A 17,386-nucleotide genomic window follows, 5' to 3' on the forward strand; every position below is an offset into this window, starting at 1 on the left:
GACGAACCACGCCCGACGCGGCACTGGGTCCCTGCCCGGGCGGTCCGCGCGGTCCACGGCCGGGGGACGACCCGGACACACGAGGGCCGGGCCATCCGGTGGCGGATGGCCCGGCCCTCGTGTGTCCGCGGGTGCGGCTACTCGGCCTTGATGGCGTTCAGCATGTTCAGCCGCGCGGCGCTGCGGGCCGGCCACAGCGAGGCCAGCACACCGACGAGTCCGGCGAGCGCCAGGAAGATCCCGATCCGGTCCCAGGGAAGCACCAGCTCGTAGCCCGGGATCTTGTCCGCGAAGGTCGCGCCGATCGCCCAGCCGAGGAACGCGCCCAGGACGATGCCGACCGTCGCGCCGAAGAGCGAGATGACCACGGCCTCCAGACGGACCATCCGCTTGACCCTGCGGCGGTCGAGGCCGATCGCGCGCAGCATACCGATCTCCTGCTGGCGCTCGAACACGGACATCGCCAGCGTGTTGACCACTCCCAGCACCGCGATGATCAGCGCCATCGCCAGCAGACCGTAGAGGATGTTCAGCAGGATGTTGATCTCGCCGCCGAAGGCGTCGCGTATCTCCTTCTGGTCCATCACCTTGATCGCGGGGTTGCCGCCCAGCGCGTCGATCAGGGCCTTCTCGTTCGCGGCGGACGCTCCGCCGTCCGTCTTCACGAAGATGTTCGGCAGGTACGGCTTGGCCTCGTGGGCGTTCACGATCTTCGTGTCGATGAGGACGCCGGAGAGGAACTCGCTGCTCCGGTAGACCGCGCCGACCGTGAGTGTGCTCGTCTTGTTGTCGCCGTAGACGACCGGGAAGCTGTCGCCGACCTTCCAGCCCCGCTCCTCGGCCGTGTCCTCGGGGATCGCGACCTGGCCCTGTGCGAGGGCGGCGAGGCTGCCGTTGACGACCTGGACGTTGAGGACCTTCTCGAGAGCGTCAGGCGTGACTCCCGTCGCCAGCTCGTAGTCGGCGTTCTCGGTGGTTCCGGTGGTTCCGGCCTTTCCGAGCTGGAAGGGGAAGTCCTGCTCGGGCGAGACCGCCGCGACGCCCGGGGCCTTCTCCAGCGCTCTCAGCGCGGACAGGTCCATGCCTCCGCCGCCGCCGGCCATCACCACCATGTAGTCGGCCTTGATGTTGTCCGTGGTCGTCTTCGCGACGGCGGTTCCGAGCGTGACGCCCAGCACCGAGAGACCGGTCACCAGGGTGAGCCCGATCGCCAGCGCCGAGGCGGTGGCGCCGGTGCGGCGCGGGTTGCGGACCGCGTTCTGCCCGGCGAGCTTGCCGGACACCCCGAAGGCACCGACGAGCAGCGGTCGTACAAGCGCGATGACGGGCCTGGACAGCATCGGGATCAGGACGATCACACCGAGCAGGGCGAGGAACGCGCCCCCGGCTATCAGCATCCGGCCGGTGCTGCCCTCGGCCGTAGCGCCCCACAGGATGAGGCCGGTGCCTGCCGCGGTGAGGACGGAGCCGATGGAGTTGCGCAGCACCAGGGACTTGGTGGTGGCCACGGCGTGGACGCTGTTCATCGCCGCAACCGGCGGGATCTTGGCGGCCCGGCGGCCGGGCAGCCAGGCGGCGAACATGGTGACCAGGACACCGACGGAGAGCGCGGCGATCACCGGGGACATCCCGATGACCAGCGGTCCGGCCGGCACCTTCATCTCGAAGGCGGCCATCCCGGAGCGCAGTCCGACGGCCAGGCCGATCCCGATGAGGAATCCGATCGCGGAGGCGATGAGACCGACCAGGGCGGCCTCCAGCAGCACTGAGCGGGTGATCTGCTTGCGGGAGGCGCCGACGGCACGCATCAGCGCGATCTCCTTGGTGCGCTGGGCGACCAGCATCGTGAAGGTGTTGGAGATCAGGAAGATGCCGACGAAGAGGGCGATGCCGGCGAAGCCGAGCAGGATCTGCTTCAGGACGTCCGTGTTCTGCTCGATCAGCTCCGCCTGCTTCCGGGCGAGGTCCTGGCCGGTGCTGGCCTCGACCGCCTCCGGCAGCAGCGGTGTGACGGAGGCCAGGATCGCCGCGTCGTCGGCACCCGGAGCTGCGGTGATGGTGACCTCGGAGAAGTAGCCGGGCTTGAGGTACTGCTTCTGTGCGAGCCCGGTGTCGAAGAGCACGAGGCTGCCGCCGGCGTTCACCGCCCCGTCCTCGGTGGTGAAGACCCCACTGAGGGTGTAGTCCTTCGCCGGCCCGTTGGTTGCGACGCGCACCTTGTCGCCGACCTTGAACGCGGCTTTGTCGGCGGAGTCCTTGTCGAGCGCGATCTGACTGTCCTTCACCGGGCCGGAGCCGTCGGTGAAGGTGTAGGCGGGGTCTTCGCCGTCCTTGCCGGGGGCGAAGTTGGAGCCCTTGTTGGACCAGCCGACACCGATGAGTTCGCCGTCGGGGCCGGCGACACCGGCGAAACCGCTGACACGGCCGTATGCGGCGGCGACGCCGTCCAGCCCGCCGATCTTGTCGAGGTTCTTCTGGGAGATGCCGGATTTTTCGGCATCGTTCGGGCCGGCGTACGACGTGACGGCCACGGCGACGTTGTCGTAGCTCTTGGCCGACTGGCTCCTCCAGGCGTTGGAGAGCGTGTCGGCGAAGACCAGGGTGCCGGAGACGAAGGCCACGCCGAGCATCACGGCGAGCACGGTCATCAGCAGCCTGGCCTTGTGCGCGAGCACATTGCGCAAGGCGGTACGGAACATGGTGGTGGTAAGTCCTGTGGTGAGGGCCGGAAAACGCGGCTGGGATACGGAGCATCGGACTGGCCGATCGCGGATCGGCGGTCGACGGGCGGCGGGTCGGCCGGTCAACGCGGTCGGCTGGTCAACGGGGTCAGCTGGTGCGGCCCTTGGCGTCGAAGGCCTTCATCCGGTCGAGCACGCCGTCCGCGGTCGGCGCGAGCATCTCGTCCACGATCCGGCCGTCGGCGAGGAAGATCACGCGGTCCGCGTAGGAGGCGGCGACGGGGTCGTGGGTCACCATGACCACCGTCTGCCCCAGCTCCCGAACCGAGTTGCGCAGAAAGCCCAGCACCTCGGCGCCGGACCGCGAGTCCAGGTTGCCGGTCGGCTCGTCACCGAAGATGATCTCGGGCCGGGAGGCGAGGGCGCGGGCGACCGCGACACGCTGCTGCTGCCCACCGGAGAGTTGGGCGGGACGGTGGTGGAGCCGTCCGGACAGTCCGATCAGGTCGATGACCTGCCGGAGCCACTGCTTGTCCGGCTTGCGCCCGGCGATGTCCATCGGCAGCGTGATGTTCTCCAGCGCGGTCAGGGTCGGCAGCAGGTTGAACGCCTGGAAGATGAAGCCGATCTTGTCCCTGCGCAACTGGGTGAGCTGCTTGTCCTTGAGCGAACCGAGCTCGGTCTCACCGATGCGCGCGGACCCGCCGCTGAAGCTGTCGAGCCCGGCCACGCAGTGCATCAAGGTGGACTTACCGGAACCCGAGGGCCCCATGATCGCGGTGAACTCGCCCTGCCCGAAGTCCACGGTGACCCGGTCGAGAGCGACCACCTGGGTCTCGCCCTCTCCGTAGACCTTGGACAGATCCAAGGCGCGGGCGGCCACCGCGGTGGCCCGGGAGGCGGTGGGGGTGGTGGTCACGAGACGACTCTCCTGTCACGTTCATGATGCTCTTCGAGGACCACCCCATCGTGCTGTGTACCACCGCGCCGGATCGTCCGTCCCGATGCCCGTTCCTGGGGCCCTCTTGGGTCTGACACGACATCCCCGCAGTAGTCCTCGGGTATGACGGTGCCCCTGAGCGTCACACCGGGGGCCGCATCCACAGCCGCGTCCCGGCGGCTCGGGCGCTGCCCGAGCGCAGTCGTACGGCGACTTTCCGTCATTTTTGCGGTGGGGGTGATCGGCGGTCATATGCCGGGTGACGGCTAGCGCAAACTGCCGAATACGGGCACTGACACCCCATCAGGCGCCCATAAAATCAGACAACATCGAGTCGGCGTACCGCTGTTCGGGGGAGCTGTCCCGATAGGCTCAAGCGCTAGCGCGGGGCTGCGCGCAGAGCCCGGATGGTGGAATGCAGACACGGCGAGCTTAAACCTCGCTGGCCTTCGGGCCGTGCCGGTTCAAGTCCGGCTCCGGGCACCATGTGCAACCGGGCGTGCGACCTGCGTCATGGCAGACCGGTGCCGCCAGGCGCCGCCTCCGTGTGCGACCGGCTTCCGCCCCCGAGTGCTGCCGAAGGCGTGCGGTCGGTCGGCCGGTACCTTCGCACCGCACCATCACCCCACCCGGCACGCGGGAGTCGACCGGATTGGATGGTCTCGTGGGCGCTGCCACGGTCGCGATCGTGACGAGCGGTGTCGCGCCGGTGGTGCGCTGGAACAGCGACAAGTGCCGGTGCTCACCGAGTCCGGAGTGATCGACAGCGACCGGGTCCCGCACCCCGGCCTCGTCCCGTACCAGCCGACCGACGAGGAGGTCGTCGTCGCGGCGGCTCTGGCGGCGGCCCTGTCCGCGGCGCCGCCGCTGTATCCGCGGGTGAACCTGGCGCTGGGCGAGCGCAGGAGCCCGGTCGTCATGGAGCTGGAGCTCGTCGAGCCGAATCTGTTCCTCGCGGAGCATCCGGAGGCGCTGTAGCGCTTCGCCGAAGCCGTCGCGGCCGAGCGGCTGCGCGCGACGGCCGGATGAACGGGGGGCCGGACGAAGGGGGAGGGCCGGCCCGTCGCCGTGGACGGGCCGACCCTGAGGGATGCCTCAGCAGCCGTGCGCGGGTGGGGCTACCACCACACGACGGCGTATCCCGCGCCGCCGTCGTCGCCCTCGACACCGGCCTCGCCGGCCACGCCACCGGCGTCGCCGCCACCGCCGCCGTTGCCGCCCTCACCGGCGTCGAGGGGCGGGTCGACGATGCCGTCGGCGGTGTCCCCGCCTGCGCCGCCCGGACCGCCTACACCGCTGATGCCCGGGGTGCCCGCGTCGCCGTCGTCGCCGATCCGGACGACGCTGGAGCCGGTGCACGCCGCGTTGCCGCCGGCACCGCCGCTGCCACCCGCGCCGTCGGTGGCGGCGCCGCCGCCACCGCCGCCACCGCCGCCACCACCAGCAGCGTTCACCAGCACGTTGCCGTTGCCGAAGGTCGTCCCGGTGCCTGCGCTTCCGGAGTCGCCGTTGTCGCCCGCAACATTGACGCCGGCGCCGCCGCCGGTGCCGCCGGTGCCGCCGTCCCCGATGTCGACCGTGTACGTCTGTCCGGGCTTGACCGACACCGCGCACCAGACGAAGCCGCCGCCGGCGCCGCCACCGCCGCCGCCACCACCCCCGGTGTTGGCCTCGCCACCGCCGCCACCGCCGCCGCCGCCCGCGCCGCCGCCGGCGCCCCACGCCTGGACGAAGATCGAACGCACACCGCTGGGCACGGTGAAGGTCCCGTCCTCGGCGAACTCCTCAAGCCCGTGGGGCACCTGGACCGGTGTGGGCGGCTTCGGCTGCGGCTTCGGGTAGTTGGGCCTCGGACGCGGCTTGGTCGAGGCCTCGGCGGCGGGTGCCATGGCAAGGATCGGACCGGCCAGTCCGGCCGCGGTCGCCAGGACGACGGCGGCGCGGAGGCGCCGGGTGCTGCTGCTCATGGTGAGCTTCCTTTCTGTGCGCGGGGCCACGACTCCCGCGGACGCGTGCGTATGCGGGTGGCCTGCGAGGCACATCCCATCGCCCACCACCACGGTTCCGTGGTTGCCGCGCCGTACCGTGCTCTGGTCAGGTGATCGTTCGATCGGGACGCGCGGGGCGGGGCCATTGCGTGAGTCGAACGCATGGCCGATACGGTGGGGCGAGGCGGGCGCCGGGAGTGACCGGCTTGTCACGATCAAGGAAAGATCCTCCTTCAGCACTAGGCGGATCTCTTTGCCCGCGCATTACTCTTGTGCCAAGGCCGCGCACGGCGGCCATGAAGGAGTGAGATGAGGAGCAGCAACCCGGTCTTCTCGCGACGGGGGTTCAGCCGCGACAACGGCTACGCGGGCTTCAACGCCGCGCCGCAGGCCGGGGGCCCCGTCGCCGGAAACCCGTACGCCACCAACCCCTACGCACCGGCGGACGCCCAGCTGGGCGCCCCGCCGCAGGCACCCCCCCGCACCGGTGTGATGACGGTGGACGACGTCGTGGCGCGTACCGCCATGACGCTCGGCACCGTCGTGCTCACCGCGATCCTGTCGTGGGTGTTGCTGCCCGTCGACCAGGCGAACCTCGGCAAGTCGTACGGCATCGGGATCGGCGCCGCGCTGGTCGCCTTCGTGCTGGCGCTCGTCCAGTCCTTCAAGCGCAAGGCGTCGCCCGCGCTGATCCTCGCCTACGCCGCGTTCGAGGGCGTCTTCCTCGGTGTGATCTCCAGCGCCGTGTCCACGTACATCGCGGACGGCGTGGTCATGCAGGCGGTGCTCGGCACGATGGCGGTCTTCGCCGGCGTGCTGATCGCCTACAAGATGCGCTGGATCCGCGTCACGCGCCGCTTCTACGGCTTCGTGATGGCGGCGGCGCTCGGCTTCATGCTGCTGATGGCGGTCAACCTGCTGTTCGCCGTCTTCGGCGGCGGTGACGGCCTGGGCTTCCGCAGCGGTGGCCTCGGCATCCTGTTCGGCGTCATCGGCATCATCCTGGGCGCCTGCTTCCTCGCTCTGGACTTCAAGCAGGTCGAGGACGGCATCACCTACGGCGCTCCCCGAGAGGAGTCCTGGCTGGCGGCCTTCGGCCTCACCATGACCCTGGTGTGGATCTACCTGGAGATGCTGCGGCTGCTGTCGATCCTCCAGGGCGACGACTGACGCGCCTGACCTTCAGGCAGGAGTGAACGAGGGGCCCGCCCGGCTGGAGAGCCGGGCGGGCCCCTCGCGTTGGGGTCGCTGGTCGGTGGTGCGGGGCTACAGCAGCCTGCGGGCCGCACGCCTCAGGTCGTACTCGTGGATGATCGCCTTCGCGTGGCCGTAGGCGAGATTGTGCTCGCCGCGCAGCCAGCTGACCTTCTCCTCGAACCGGAAGAGAGCGGGGCCTTCCTCCACGGTGCGGAGCCAGTCGGCCACTTCACGACCGGTGCAGTGGGGGATGCGGGAGAGCAGATTGCGATGGGTCTCTTCGGAGAAGACTTGGGACATCGGCGCCTCCGTGCGCTTTGCGCGTGTGGTCCTTCACGTCACCGTGCCTGAGTGTTCGTCCATTGGCAATGGTGCTGCACCGGCGCATAGGGTCGCGTCGTGCTTGATACGACACCTCTGACCACCGCCGTGGAGCGGATCGCCGACCGGCTTCGGGTTGCTCCGCAGAGCCGTTTGCAGCGCGGGGCGGCGGCCGAGGGCCTGGCTCTGGCCAGGGAGTTGGCCCGGCGGGCGCAGCGGGTCGAGTCTCCGGGCGAGGAGCCGATGACCATGCCCGATGCGGGGGTCTTCGCCGTCGCCGACCAACTCGCGGTGGCAGGGACGGATTTGGCTGAGTCCTTGCGCATGACGGCGGCCTCGACGCGGGAACTCGACGAGGCCGTGGAATTCGTGGCGGAGGCGGGGGAGCGCCTCCGTGCCCTGCTGTAGGAGCCGCTTCGGTGCTCCGCCGGTGCTGCCCGCGGGAGCGGGAGCAGGGGTGGCGGAGGCGGGAGCCGCGCTTCAGAGGGATGCGATGACGCGGTCCGCGAGGACATAGACGCTCTCGCCCGAGCCGCACGAGAAGGTCAGCGCATAGGCCCCGGACACGCCGGAGCCGCCCAGCAGTACGGGGGCCTGTCCGCTGCGCAGCGCATCGGCGAGACGCTCGGCCGTCTCACGGTGGCCGGGGGTGATGCAGAGCGTCGTGCCGTCGGCGAAGACATAGACGTCGAGGGTGCCGAGCGGCCCCGGGCGTACATCGGTGAGCGCGGTACCGGCCTCGGCGAGCTCCTCCAGGCGGGCCACGGTTCGTTCGTGGTCGGTGACCACCGGGGTCCGGACCGGTACGAAGTCCGGGTGGGAGGGGTGCCTGCGGCGGGCGGCGGCGAGTTCGGGGGAGTCCTCGGCGAACTCGGCAGGAGGTTCGCTGAGCTCGGAGAAGTCACCGGTTCCGTCCGGCGCGTCGACCGCGTCGACGGTGCCGCCCGCGGCCTCGGCCGCCTCCGCCGCCTCTGCCGCGTACACCGCCTCATCGAGTCGCATGGCTTCGAGGCCCATCGCCTCAAGCCCCGCGAAGTCGGCCTGGCGCGGGATGAAGAGCGGCGGCTCGCCGTCTCCGGAGGTGCCACCGGACCCGCCGAGCAGTGTCGTCGGGGCGTCGGCGGCTTCGCGTGCCTCCTGCGCGGCCCAGAAGGCACGTGCTTCGGCCAGTTCGCGCTCGCGCTCCTCGGCCAGCGCCTCGGTGACGGCGGCGCGTATCTCTTCGGCGGGCGCGGTGCGTGCCCCGGGTACCGCGGGGGTGAGCGGACCGGGAGCGAGGTAGTGCAGGGCGGACAGCTCCGTACGCAGGGCCGTGACCTGCTTGCGCAGCCCGTGAGCGGCGTGCAGGGCAGCGACGCCCGCGGCCGTGGCGGTGGCCGCGGTCAGCATGAGGGCGAGGGACATGGCGCTCACTGACGTACTCCCGGTTCAGAGGACTCCGGATCGACTTACTACATCAGCTTGTCGTGCGCTGATGTCTCGTGTCAGTGCAATACATCACGAAATGGACAGCTCGTGATAGGGATCGGGCGGGATTCACGCGGGATGATTACCTCTGGCTCCCTCCTGACCTGGTCAAATCAATCTCCCCCAGGAGATAAGTCACACCCTGGGGGAGATTGGGTCACGGACGGGACGCGGCGGGCCCGGTCAGCGCCGTTGTCCCGGGATTCCCGGGGTCGACGGCAGGTCCGTCCGCATCAGCTCAGGCGCTCGATGACCATGGCCATGCCCTGTCCACCGCCGACGCACATGGTCTCCAGACCGAACTGCTTGTCGTGGAACTGCAGGCCGTTGATCAGGGTGCCGGTGATCCGGGCGCCGGTCATGCCGAAGGGGTGGCCGACGGCGATCGCCCCGCCGTTGACGTTCAGCTTGTCCAGCGGGATGTCCAGGTCCCGGTAGGACGGGATGACCTGGGCCGCGAACGCCTCGTTGATCTCGACCAGGTCGATGTCGCCGATGGTCAGCCCGGCGCGCCGCAGCGCCTGCTTCGACGCCTCGACCGGCCCGTAACCCATGATCTCGGGGGAGAGCCCCGAGACGCCGGTGGAGACGATCCGGGCCAGCGGGGTCAGGCCCAACTCCCGCGCCTTGGTGTCGGACATGATCACAAGAGCCGCGGCGCCGTCGTTGAGCGGGCAGCAGTTGCCGGCCGTCACCAGGCCGTCGGGGCGGAACACCGGCTTCAGGCCCTGGACGCCCTCCAGGGTGACCCCGGCGCGCGGGCCGTCGTCCTTGCTGACGACCGTGCCGTCGGGAAGCGTCACCGGGGTGATCTCGCGCTCCCAGAAGCCGTTCTTGATGGCCTGCTCGGCGAGGTTCTGGGACCGTACGCCGAATTCGTCCATGTCCTGGCGGGTGACGCCTTTGAGGCGGGCCAGGTTCTCGGCGGTCTGCCCCATGGAGATGTAGGCGTCCGGGATCAGGCCGTCCTCGCGCGGGTCGTGCCAGGTCGAGCCCTCGCTCACGGCGACGGCCGCGGTGCGGGCCTCGGCCTCGGCGAACAGCGGGTTGTGCGTGTCTGGCAGGCCGTCGGACGTGCCCTTCACGGAGCGGGACACCATCTCGACACCGGCGGAGATGAAGACGTCGCCCTCGCCCGCCTTGATGGCGTGCAGCGCCATGCGGGAGGTCTGGAGGGAGGACGAGCAGTAGCGGGTGACGGTGCAGCCCGGGAGGTGGTCCATCCCCATCTGCACGGCCACGATGCGGCCCAGGTTGTACCCCTGCTCGCCGCCGGGCAGGCCGCAGCCGAGCATCAGGTCGTCGATGTCCTTCGGGTCCAGCTCGGGCACCTTGGCCAGCGCGGCCTGCACGATGGTCGCGGTCAGGTCGTCCGGCCGCAGGTCCTTCAGGGAGCCCTTGAAGGCCCGGCCGATGGGGGAGCGGGCGGCAGAGACGATCACGGCTTCGGGCATCACGGCTCCAGAGAAGTGCGACAGAGGGGCTGACTGGGAAATTACCCCTGCGTAGCGCTCGGGTCACTGCGGGGGCCGTGTGATGAGGACCTCTTTTCTAAGCGCTCGCTTACGCGGGCGGGCCGGTCCATCGCCGTAGGCGAGCCTCGCCGGACCCGCCCCGCCCTGCCGGTCCCTCCCTTGGACGAGCCCCCGGCGGACCCGCCCCTAGGCACCCCGGTGCACCTCCGAAGCGGCCGTGGCTTCCGCCTCGACCGGGGGCGGCAGCCGGCGCCGCCTGCGGTGCTTGAGCAGCACCCAGGGGCCACGCACCCCGGCGACCTCCGTGCCCGCCTCCCGCGCCGCTTCCGCCGCCGCCTCGGCGACCGGCAGCATCCCCTCGTGCCGGCCCACGTCCAGGAGGTCCGCGTCGGGCCACAGCCCGAGCGCAGCGCAGAGCGTCGGCAGTACCGCCATCGCCGCCGTCGCGTACCCCTCGGCGGACGGGTGGTAGTTGTCGGGGCCGAAGAGCTCACGGGGGTTCGCCGCGAACTCGGGGCCGAGCAGGTCCCCGAGGGACACCGTCCGCCCGCCCTGCCCCACGGCCACGATGGTCTGTGCCGCGGCGAGCTGCCGGGAGACCCGGCGGGCCAGGAACCGCAGCGGCTGGTACACCGGCTCGATGGTGCCGAGGTCAGGGCAGGTGCCCACCACCACCTCCGCGCCGGCCGTGCGCAGTCGCCGCACCGCCGCCGCCAGGCAGCGCACCGACTCGGTCGGCGGTACGCGGTGGGTCACGTCGTTCGCGCCGATCATGATCACGCACACATCAGGGACTCGCGCCGCGTCCTGCAGCGCGAGACTCACCTGCCGCGACAGATCGTCCGACCTGGCCCCGCACTCCGCCACGACCCGCAGCTCCACCGGGCGTTCGGCCACCGCGGCGAGCCCGGAGGCCAGCAGCGCCCCCGGGGTCTGCCCGGCGCGGCGCACCCCCTGGCCGACCGCCGTGGAATCGCCCAGCACCACGAACCGCGCCGGTGCCTCCGGGGCGTACACCGTGCCGTACATCCCGTCCGGGGCCGGCGGCATCGGCGCCGTGCCGCCGCTCACCGACCGCTTCGCCAGCTGCACCTCGGCCAGCAGCAGTCCCACCGCCGCGGCTCCGAGCAGTCCGATCCCTCCGCCGCCGTACGCGGCACCCGCCGCGATACGCCGCGCCACCCTCGCCATCGACACAGTCCCCGCCACCTCCACGTAGCCGTGCTGCCGAACGTGCTGTCGTCCTGCCGTGCGTCCGCCGTGGGCCCTGCCGCGCGTCCGCCGTCCTCGTACCTTGCCCGTCTACGGCATCGCACTCGTGTCCACGTCGTGTCACTCAAGAGCTAACTGCCCCGTAACGACCGGCGCCCAATCTCACCCGGATACGGCATACGCTGGCGGAACCACTACGGAGATCCCGGAGACATACAGGTGCAATTCCACGACTCGATGATCAGTCTGGTTGGCAATACCCCGCTGGTGAAGCTGAACAGCGTGACAGCGGGCATTCAGGCGACGGTGCTCGCCAAGGTTGAGTACTTCAACCCCGGCGGTTCGGTGAAGGACCGCATCGCCCTGCGCATGATCGAAGCCGCCGAGCAGAGCGGAGAGCTCAAGCCGGGTGGCACGATCGTCGAGCCCACCAGCGGCAACACCGGTGTCGGGCTTGCCATCGTGGCTCAGCAGAAGGGCTACAAGTGCATCTTCGTCTGCCCTGACAAGGTGTCCACGGACAAGATCAACGTGCTGCGCGCCTATGGTGCCGAGGTCGTGGTCTGCCCGACGGCCGTCGACCCGGAGCACCCGGACTCGTACTACAACGTGTCCGACCGGCTGGTCCAGGAGACGCCCGGCGCCTGGAAGCCGGACCAGTACTCCAACCCGAACAACCCGCGTTCGCACTACGAGACGACCGGTCCCGAACTGTGGGAACAGACTGAGGGGAAAATCACCCATTTCGTCGCGGGTGTGGGTACCGGAGGCACCATTTCCGGCACCGGCCGCTATCTGAAGGAGATCAGCGAGGGCAAGGTCCGCATCGTCGGCGCCGACCCCGAGGGTTCCGTGTACTCGGGCGGCTCGGGTCGCCCCTACTTGATCGAGGGCGTCGGTGAGGACTTCTGGCCCACCGCCTACGACGCCGATGTCACCGACGAGATCGTCGCCGTGTCCGACAAGGACGCCTTCCAGATGACCCGCCGCCTCGCCAAGGAGGAGGGCCTGCTGGTCGGCGGCTCCTGCGGGATGGCCGTCGTCGCGGCGCTGCGTGTGGCCGAGGGCCTCGGCCCGGACGACGTCGTGGTCGTGCTGCTCCCGGACAGCGGGCGCGGCTATCTGTCGAAGATCTTCAACGACGAGTGGATGAACGACTACGGCTTCCTGGAGCAGGCCGGCGACGAGCCGCTGGTCGGCGCCGTGCTGGAGCGCAAGGACGGCGGGCTGCCGTCGCTCGTGCACATGCACCCGGAGGAGACGGTCGGCCAGGCCATCGAGGTCCTGCGGGAGTACGGCGTCTCCCAGATGCCGATCGTCAAGCCGGGCGCCGGCCACCCGGACGTGATGGCCGCCGAGGTGATCGGCTCGGTCGTGGAGCGGGAGCTGCTGGACGCGCTGTTCACCCAGCGGGCGTCGCTGCACGACCCGCTGGAGAAGCACATGAGCGCCCCGCTGCCGCAGGTCGGCTCCGGTGAGCCGGTCAGCGACCTGATGGCCGTGCTCGGTACGGCCGATGCGGCGATCGTGCTGGTCGAGGGCAAGCCCACCGGCGTGGTCAGCAGGCAGGACCTGCTGTCGTTCCTCGCCGGGGAAGGCGCCAAGTAGTCCCGCGGACGTGAGCGCGGGGACCGCCGCACCCCCTGAATCGGGGGGCGGGACGACGGCGGTCCCCGCGAGGGGCGCGCTCCCGGGTCAGGGCCGGGAACGTGCCGGGCGTCCAGGGAGGTCCGGGAGCCGCTCCGGAGATCCTTGACGCGACACTCACCACTGTGGCGGACGTGTGTTAAGCGCATGCTGCGCCGACGTGTCGCGCTCGTACCGCTTTCACGAACCCGGTGCGGGCCCGAACCGGCGACGCGAAGCCGGTGCCGCCCAGCGCCGGACTCGCCACCCATGGCCTCGTGCGCCGATGCGAAGGTCTGGCAGGCGCTGCCCCCGGCCTATAGCCGTGGCTCGGCCCGGCTTCGCCTTCGGGGGCTGCCCTGGCCGCCTCCGCCGACGGCCGGGACGCTCCCGCGCTCGACGTCATGGGCCGGCGGGAGGCCGCGTGGACCCGCCACCACCGCTCCGGATGCCCGGAGCGGGATCTCCAGGACCGCGTCCGCCGCCCGTGCGGCGTCACGCACGTCGCCGCTGCCGGCGGCGCCGGCGACCGACTGGGACGACGACTCCCAGGCCGACCCCGCGTACGTGCCGGATGCCGGTCCGCCGACCGGCGAACTCGCTCGCCCCGCTCTGCCTGTATACGCTTATGCAGAGTTCCGGTGGACTGAATGGGCGATCGGTGCGCTGAGACTGCCGACCAGGCTGAGGCTGAGATAGGGGGACGGCATGAGCGACACCAGCCCTGCCGCACGGTTGCAGCAGCTCTTCGAAGGGCAGCGGCTCACACCCACACAGCGCCGTATCGCCCACTGCATGGTGCGGCATTCGGGGGATGTGGCCTTTCTGTCCAGCGTGGAGCTGGCCGAGCTCGCCGGGGTCAGCCAGCCGTCCGTGACCCGCTTCGCCGTCGCGCTCGGATTCGACGGCTACCCGGCGCTTCGCCGCCATCTGCGTGAGGTCGCGCCGGTCGCCGAACCGGGCACGGGTGAAACCGAGTTCAACGAGTACCAGCAGGCCGTGCACGCGGAGATCGAGAACCTGCGGCGCCTCGCCGAGATGCTTGCCGACCCGGCGCTCGTCGAGCGGGCCGGGAGGCTGCTCGCCGCGTCCCGGGCGCTGCCGGTGCTGGGGCTGCGGGCCGCCTCGTCGCAGGCGCGTGGCTTCGCGTACTTCGCCGCCAAGGTGCACCCGGACGTACGGCTCATCGACGAGGGCGGCTCGATGGTCGCCGACCGTATCGACGCGGCCCGGCGCGCGGGCGCGAGCGCGCTGCTGTGCTTCGCGCTCCCGCGTCATCCCCGGGAGGTCATCGAGGCACTCGACCACGCTCGTTCCCGCGGTCTGACCGTCGTCACGGTCGCCGACTCCGCATTCGCGCCGGTGGCGGCCCATAGCGATCTGCTGATTCCGGCGGCGGTCGGCACCGGCCTCGCCTTCGACACCGCCTGTGCACCGATGCTGCTGGGGCGGGTACTGCTGGAGGCGATGTGCGACGGTTTGCCGGAAGCACAGGCGCGGCTTGAGGAGTTCGACGCGCGGGCGGCCGAGCGCGGGTTGTTCGCCGACTGAGCGCCAAGGCCGCCGTTTCTCAGACCGCCCTCATCTACGGCGGCTAATGTCCGGCCGGGACGACATGAGGAGGGCATGGACGTGGGACGTGGAGGCGGTCGGACGCTGGCGCGGGTGGCGGTGCTCGTAAGGGCGGGTGCCGCCCCGATGATGTGGCTCGGGTTCACCGCGGCGGGTATCGGCCTGTTCCTTCCCGGGCTGACCGGGCGCCGAATCGGGCTCTACGCCGGAGCCGCGCTCTTCCTCGTCGCCGCCGCCGTCGTGGCGGCGGTACGCCGAGCCCGCTATCGCGACCTGGAAGCCGGAGCGGTACGCGCAGCCCGGGGCGACTTCCTCCAGGACCGGGCCGTGACCGTACGCGGGAGGCGGCGGTCCTACCGCTGGTGGCTGCTGCTCGCCTGGGTCCTGGCGACCGCGAGCGCCCTCGCCGTACCGGCCGCGGGCGGATTGCTGCTGGCCGGTGCCGGTGCCGGGCTGTGGCTGAAGGCGGGTCTCATCGGCCGACGTGAGCATGCGGCGGACGTGCTGTGGTGGGTGCCCGTCGAGTGGGTGCCCAGGGGGAGGCCCGCCGGGCCGCGTGTCGAGGGATACCGGACCACCGGTCCGGCAGCCGGCGACGCCGCGCCCGGGGGGGCGCGGCGTCGCTGATCCGGATCGCCTGGTGCGGCGGTGGCGCGGCCGACTCGTGGTCAGACCTCCAGCTCTGCCTCGATCTTCCGCAGCTGATGGCGGGCCATCGCCAGGTTGGCGCGCTTGTTGTCCAGCGCCAGGTAGAGGAACAGCCCGTTTCCGCCGCGTGCCTTGAGCAGCCGGATCAGGTGGTACTGCGTGCCCAGGCTGATGAGGATGTCCTCGATCTCGTCCTGGAGACCCAGCATCTCCATGGCGCGCAGCTTGGCTCGCACCACATCGGTGTTACCGGCCGCGGCCACGTTGAGATCGAGGTGCTTGCCCCCTCCCAGCGTGCCGAGCGCCATCCCGCTGGTGTAGTCGACGAGGGCGACGCCGACGCACCCCTCGATGACGGTCATCGCTTCCTTGAGGCACGTTTCGGTGTTGGCCATGGTGGTGATGCCTTTCGTTGTCGACGGGTCCGATCGTTGCGATGGGCCCGATCTGCTCATCTGACGTGTGCGGTGTTCGGGGGGTTGGCGTGGGAATGGGAAGACGAGCTGGAACCGGAGTCGAGGCGGTCGAGCGCGCCGTCGACGAGCTCGCCTATGCGGGCTCCGGTCCTGCGGGCTTCCAGATGCAGCCGCCCGACGTTGACGCGCGGCTCCGCGGTGACGGTGAGCACCGCCGCGGAACCGGCCGCGTACGTCGCGACATAGCCGCGCTCGCCCCGGATCAGCAGCTCCCGGAAGCCGCCCTGGCCGGTGGCCTCGGTCAGGCGTACCGATACGCCCAGGGCAGCCGCCGTGAGCGCGGCGACGGTCTCCGCCTCCGCGTCCGGGGTGTCCCGGGCCAGCACCAGACCGTCCACGCTGGCCGCGAGGGCGCCGGTGAGCTGGGGCAACCGGCCTCGCAGCCGGTTGAGTTCGTCAACGACTCCGGGGCTCGCGGTCATCAGCTGTCTCCTCTCGGCGCGCTGCCTCAGCGTGCGCATCACAGCGTTGCCTCCAAGGCGTCACGGAGTCTGCGGAGCAAAGCGATGTCGGGATCCGCGGACATCTCCATGGCGCGGGCGACATCGGGGGGCGGTAGAGCGGGGGCTGAGCTGCCGGGGGTTTCGACCAGACCGGCCGCGGCCAGCCGCCGGACGTCGATCAGAGTGTGGAAGGCGGGGCGGCCGAGAGCCCTGGCGATATCGGCCGGGGTCCGTACGCCGTCCGCCAGTTCGAGCACGGCGCGCTGTCTCGGGGCGGCGCGGATGCTCGGTGGCCGTCTGGTGCGTACCACCGGCGCGGTGTCCGTTTCCGGGTGGGCCCACAACCGGTCGAGCAGCGCCCGGCGTCTCGCGGTCTCCCGTTCCACGGCCGCCGCGGGCACCGGCCGCACCGGACCTATCCAATGGGCGACTCCGTAGCGGAAGCGGGACGGGGTGTTGCTCGGCGCGAGGGCGAAGAACGCCGCGTCGTACAGCGCCTCCAGATGGCAGATCTCCAATTCGCCGCCGGAGAGCCGGCCGGTGTCGACCAGGTAACGGCCCACCCTGCCGAGTGCCCCGGCCTCGCGCAGGGCTTCCGTCCAGCCGTCGGCGCGCAGCCGTCCCGCGGCGGTCAGCAGGACCTCGATCCCCGGTGCGACGGGGCTTTCGGCGTGCACCACCTGACCGTCGACGAGGTAGAGCGTGCCCCGGTCGCGTAACAGCGCACCGGTCGCCCGCTCCGAGGCAAGTCTCAGCAGCATCGGAGATACGGTCACTCCAGCACCAGCCGCTCGGTCAGATCCCGCATCCGCAGCCGCGCCAGGGCGAGATTGCCCTCGACCCGGTCAAGCCACAGATGCAGCAGAACACTGCTGTCAAAGCTGGTCTCCACAAAACGCAGGACGTGATAGCACGTACGGGTGGTGACGACGAGGTCTTCGATCGGTGGTGTCTTCCCGGAACCGGAACCAGAGGGGGCGCCCGAGCCTTCACGTGCCGCTGTCTCCTCGTCGGCCGCGGGGGCGAAGGTAGGGTGTTCCGCAGCCATCCGAGCCAGCTCGGCGGTCTCGGTGGCGGCCGTCTCATGATCGGCGCCCGCCGCGTCCCCCACCGTGCCGAGGGCGAGTCCGCTGGTCCAGTCGACAAGGGCTGCGCCGCGTACTCCGGGCAGCCGCATGGCGTGGAGCAGACACTCGTCGATTCCGGGCACGCGGAAATCCCCCTCCAGCACGTGTGCGCAACGGCTAGGACGTTCGAACGTCCGTAGTCGGGAGGTTACGCAACGGAGTGGAGCCCCCTGAAACTTCTGGCATTTTCCGTCGGAACATGCCCCGCATCCG

General features: G+C 70.7%; 17 protein-coding genes and 1 tRNA gene. 7 read left to right on the top strand and 11 right to left on the bottom strand.

Annotation, left to right across the window (positions count from 1 at the left end; translation table 11 throughout):
* Positions 1-137: 137 nt before the first annotated feature.
* Together V1460_RS04880 and V1460_RS04885 are read right to left on the bottom strand one after the other, a co-directional pair.
* Entirely contained in the window at positions 138-2,699 is a 2,562-nt protein-coding gene (locus V1460_RS04880; RefSeq protein ID WP_338672350.1) for an ABC transporter permease, read from the bottom strand.
* A gap of 130 nt (positions 2,700-2,829) precedes the next feature.
* Positions 2,830-3,600, bottom strand: a complete 771-nt coding sequence (locus V1460_RS04885) for an ABC transporter ATP-binding protein (RefSeq protein ID WP_338672352.1) — start codon at positions 3,598-3,600, stop codon at positions 2,830-2,832.
* A gap of 422 nt (positions 3,601-4,022) precedes the next feature.
* On the opposite strand from V1460_RS04885, the gene V1460_RS04890 reads away from it, so the two are divergent.
* Positions 4,023-4,107, top strand: a tRNA-Leu gene (locus V1460_RS04890).
* A 246-nt stretch (positions 4,108-4,353) separates the two neighbouring features.
* The gene (locus tag V1460_RS04895) at positions 4,354-4,599 is read left to right on the top strand and encodes a hypothetical protein (RefSeq protein ID WP_338672354.1); all 246 of its coding nucleotides are present in this window, start codon (positions 4,354-4,356) and stop codon (positions 4,597-4,599) included.
* 140 nt (positions 4,600-4,739) lie between these two features.
* Here the strand turns inward: V1460_RS04895 and V1460_RS04900 are convergent, their stop codons facing one another.
* Entirely contained in the window at positions 4,740-5,588 is an 849-nt protein-coding gene (locus tag V1460_RS04900) for a hypothetical protein (RefSeq protein WP_338672355.1), read from the bottom strand.
* A 330-nt stretch (positions 5,589-5,918) separates the two neighbouring features.
* Between V1460_RS04900 and V1460_RS04905 the strand changes: the two genes are divergently transcribed.
* A complete protein-coding gene (locus tag V1460_RS04905) occupies positions 5,919-6,779 on the top strand; it encodes a Bax inhibitor-1/YccA family protein (protein WP_338672356.1) in 861 nt (286 codons plus the stop codon).
* Positions 6,780-6,875: 96 nt separating this feature from the next.
* Here V1460_RS04905 and V1460_RS04910 read toward each other — a convergent pair whose 3' ends face one another.
* Positions 6,876-7,106, bottom strand: a complete 231-nt coding sequence (locus V1460_RS04910) for a DUF4287 domain-containing protein (protein WP_338672357.1) — start codon at positions 7,104-7,106, stop codon at positions 6,876-6,878.
* 99 nt (positions 7,107-7,205) lie between these two features.
* On the opposite strand from V1460_RS04910, the gene V1460_RS04915 reads away from it, so the two are divergent.
* Positions 7,206-7,535 carry a hypothetical protein gene (locus tag V1460_RS04915; RefSeq protein ID WP_338672358.1) on the top strand — a complete coding sequence of 110 codons (330 nt, stop codon included), beginning with the start codon at positions 7,206-7,208 and terminating at the stop codon, positions 7,533-7,535.
* Positions 7,536-7,607: 72 nt separating this feature from the next.
* Here the strand turns inward: V1460_RS04915 and V1460_RS04920 are convergent, their stop codons facing one another.
* The 3 genes from V1460_RS04920 to V1460_RS04930 form a co-directional block, all read right to left on the bottom strand.
* The gene (locus tag V1460_RS04920) at positions 7,608-8,531 is read right to left on the bottom strand and encodes a hypothetical protein (protein WP_338677898.1); all 924 of its coding nucleotides are present in this window, start codon (positions 8,529-8,531) and stop codon (positions 7,608-7,610) included.
* 296 nt (positions 8,532-8,827) lie between these two features.
* Complete coding sequence (locus tag V1460_RS04925; protein WP_338672359.1) at positions 8,828-10,048, bottom strand: acetyl-CoA C-acetyltransferase; 1,221 nt, start codon at positions 10,046-10,048, stop codon at positions 8,828-8,830.
* Positions 10,049-10,255: 207 nt separating this feature from the next.
* Entirely contained in the window at positions 10,256-11,260 is a 1,005-nt protein-coding gene (locus V1460_RS04930; protein ID WP_338677899.1) for an SGNH/GDSL hydrolase family protein, read from the bottom strand.
* Positions 11,261-11,500: 240 nt separating this feature from the next.
* Between V1460_RS04930 and V1460_RS04935 the strand changes: the two genes are divergently transcribed.
* From V1460_RS04935 to V1460_RS04945, 3 genes are all read left to right on the top strand, one after another.
* Entirely contained in the window at positions 11,501-12,889 is a 1,389-nt protein-coding gene (locus V1460_RS04935; protein ID WP_338672360.1) for a cystathionine beta-synthase, read from the top strand.
* A 726-nt stretch (positions 12,890-13,615) separates the two neighbouring features.
* On the top strand, positions 13,616-14,458 hold the full coding sequence (locus V1460_RS04940; protein ID WP_338672362.1) for a MurR/RpiR family transcriptional regulator: 843 nt from the start codon (positions 13,616-13,618) through the stop codon (positions 14,456-14,458).
* A gap of 75 nt (positions 14,459-14,533) precedes the next feature.
* A complete protein-coding gene (locus tag V1460_RS04945; RefSeq protein ID WP_338672364.1) occupies positions 14,534-15,106 on the top strand; it encodes a hypothetical protein in 573 nt (190 codons plus the stop codon).
* Positions 15,107-15,147: 41 nt separating this feature from the next.
* On the opposite strand, the gene V1460_RS04950 is transcribed toward V1460_RS04945, so the two are convergent.
* The 4 genes from V1460_RS04950 to V1460_RS04965 are packed head-to-tail and all read right to left on the bottom strand — an operon-like array spanning position 15,148 to position 17,256.
* Positions 15,148-15,522, bottom strand: coding sequence for a hypothetical protein (locus V1460_RS04950; RefSeq protein WP_338672365.1), 375 nt, complete (start codon positions 15,520-15,522; stop codon positions 15,148-15,150).
* Between the two features lie 56 nt (positions 15,523-15,578).
* The gene (locus V1460_RS04955) at positions 15,579-16,025 is read right to left on the bottom strand and encodes a roadblock/LC7 domain-containing protein (protein ID WP_338672366.1); all 447 of its coding nucleotides are present in this window, start codon (positions 16,023-16,025) and stop codon (positions 15,579-15,581) included.
* A 38-nt stretch (positions 16,026-16,063) separates the two neighbouring features.
* On the bottom strand, positions 16,064-16,807 hold the full coding sequence (locus V1460_RS04960; RefSeq protein ID WP_338672367.1) for a transcriptional regulator: 744 nt from the start codon (positions 16,805-16,807) through the stop codon (positions 16,064-16,066).
* Between the two features lie 11 nt (positions 16,808-16,818).
* The gene (locus V1460_RS04965; protein WP_338672368.1) at positions 16,819-17,256 is read right to left on the bottom strand and encodes a hypothetical protein; all 438 of its coding nucleotides are present in this window, start codon (positions 17,254-17,256) and stop codon (positions 16,819-16,821) included.
* Between the last annotated feature and the right edge of the window lie 130 nt (positions 17,257-17,386).

This window comes from Streptomyces sp. SCSIO 30461 (assembly GCF_037023745.1).
Classification (GTDB): Bacteria; Actinomycetota; Actinomycetes; order Streptomycetales; family Streptomycetaceae; genus Streptomyces.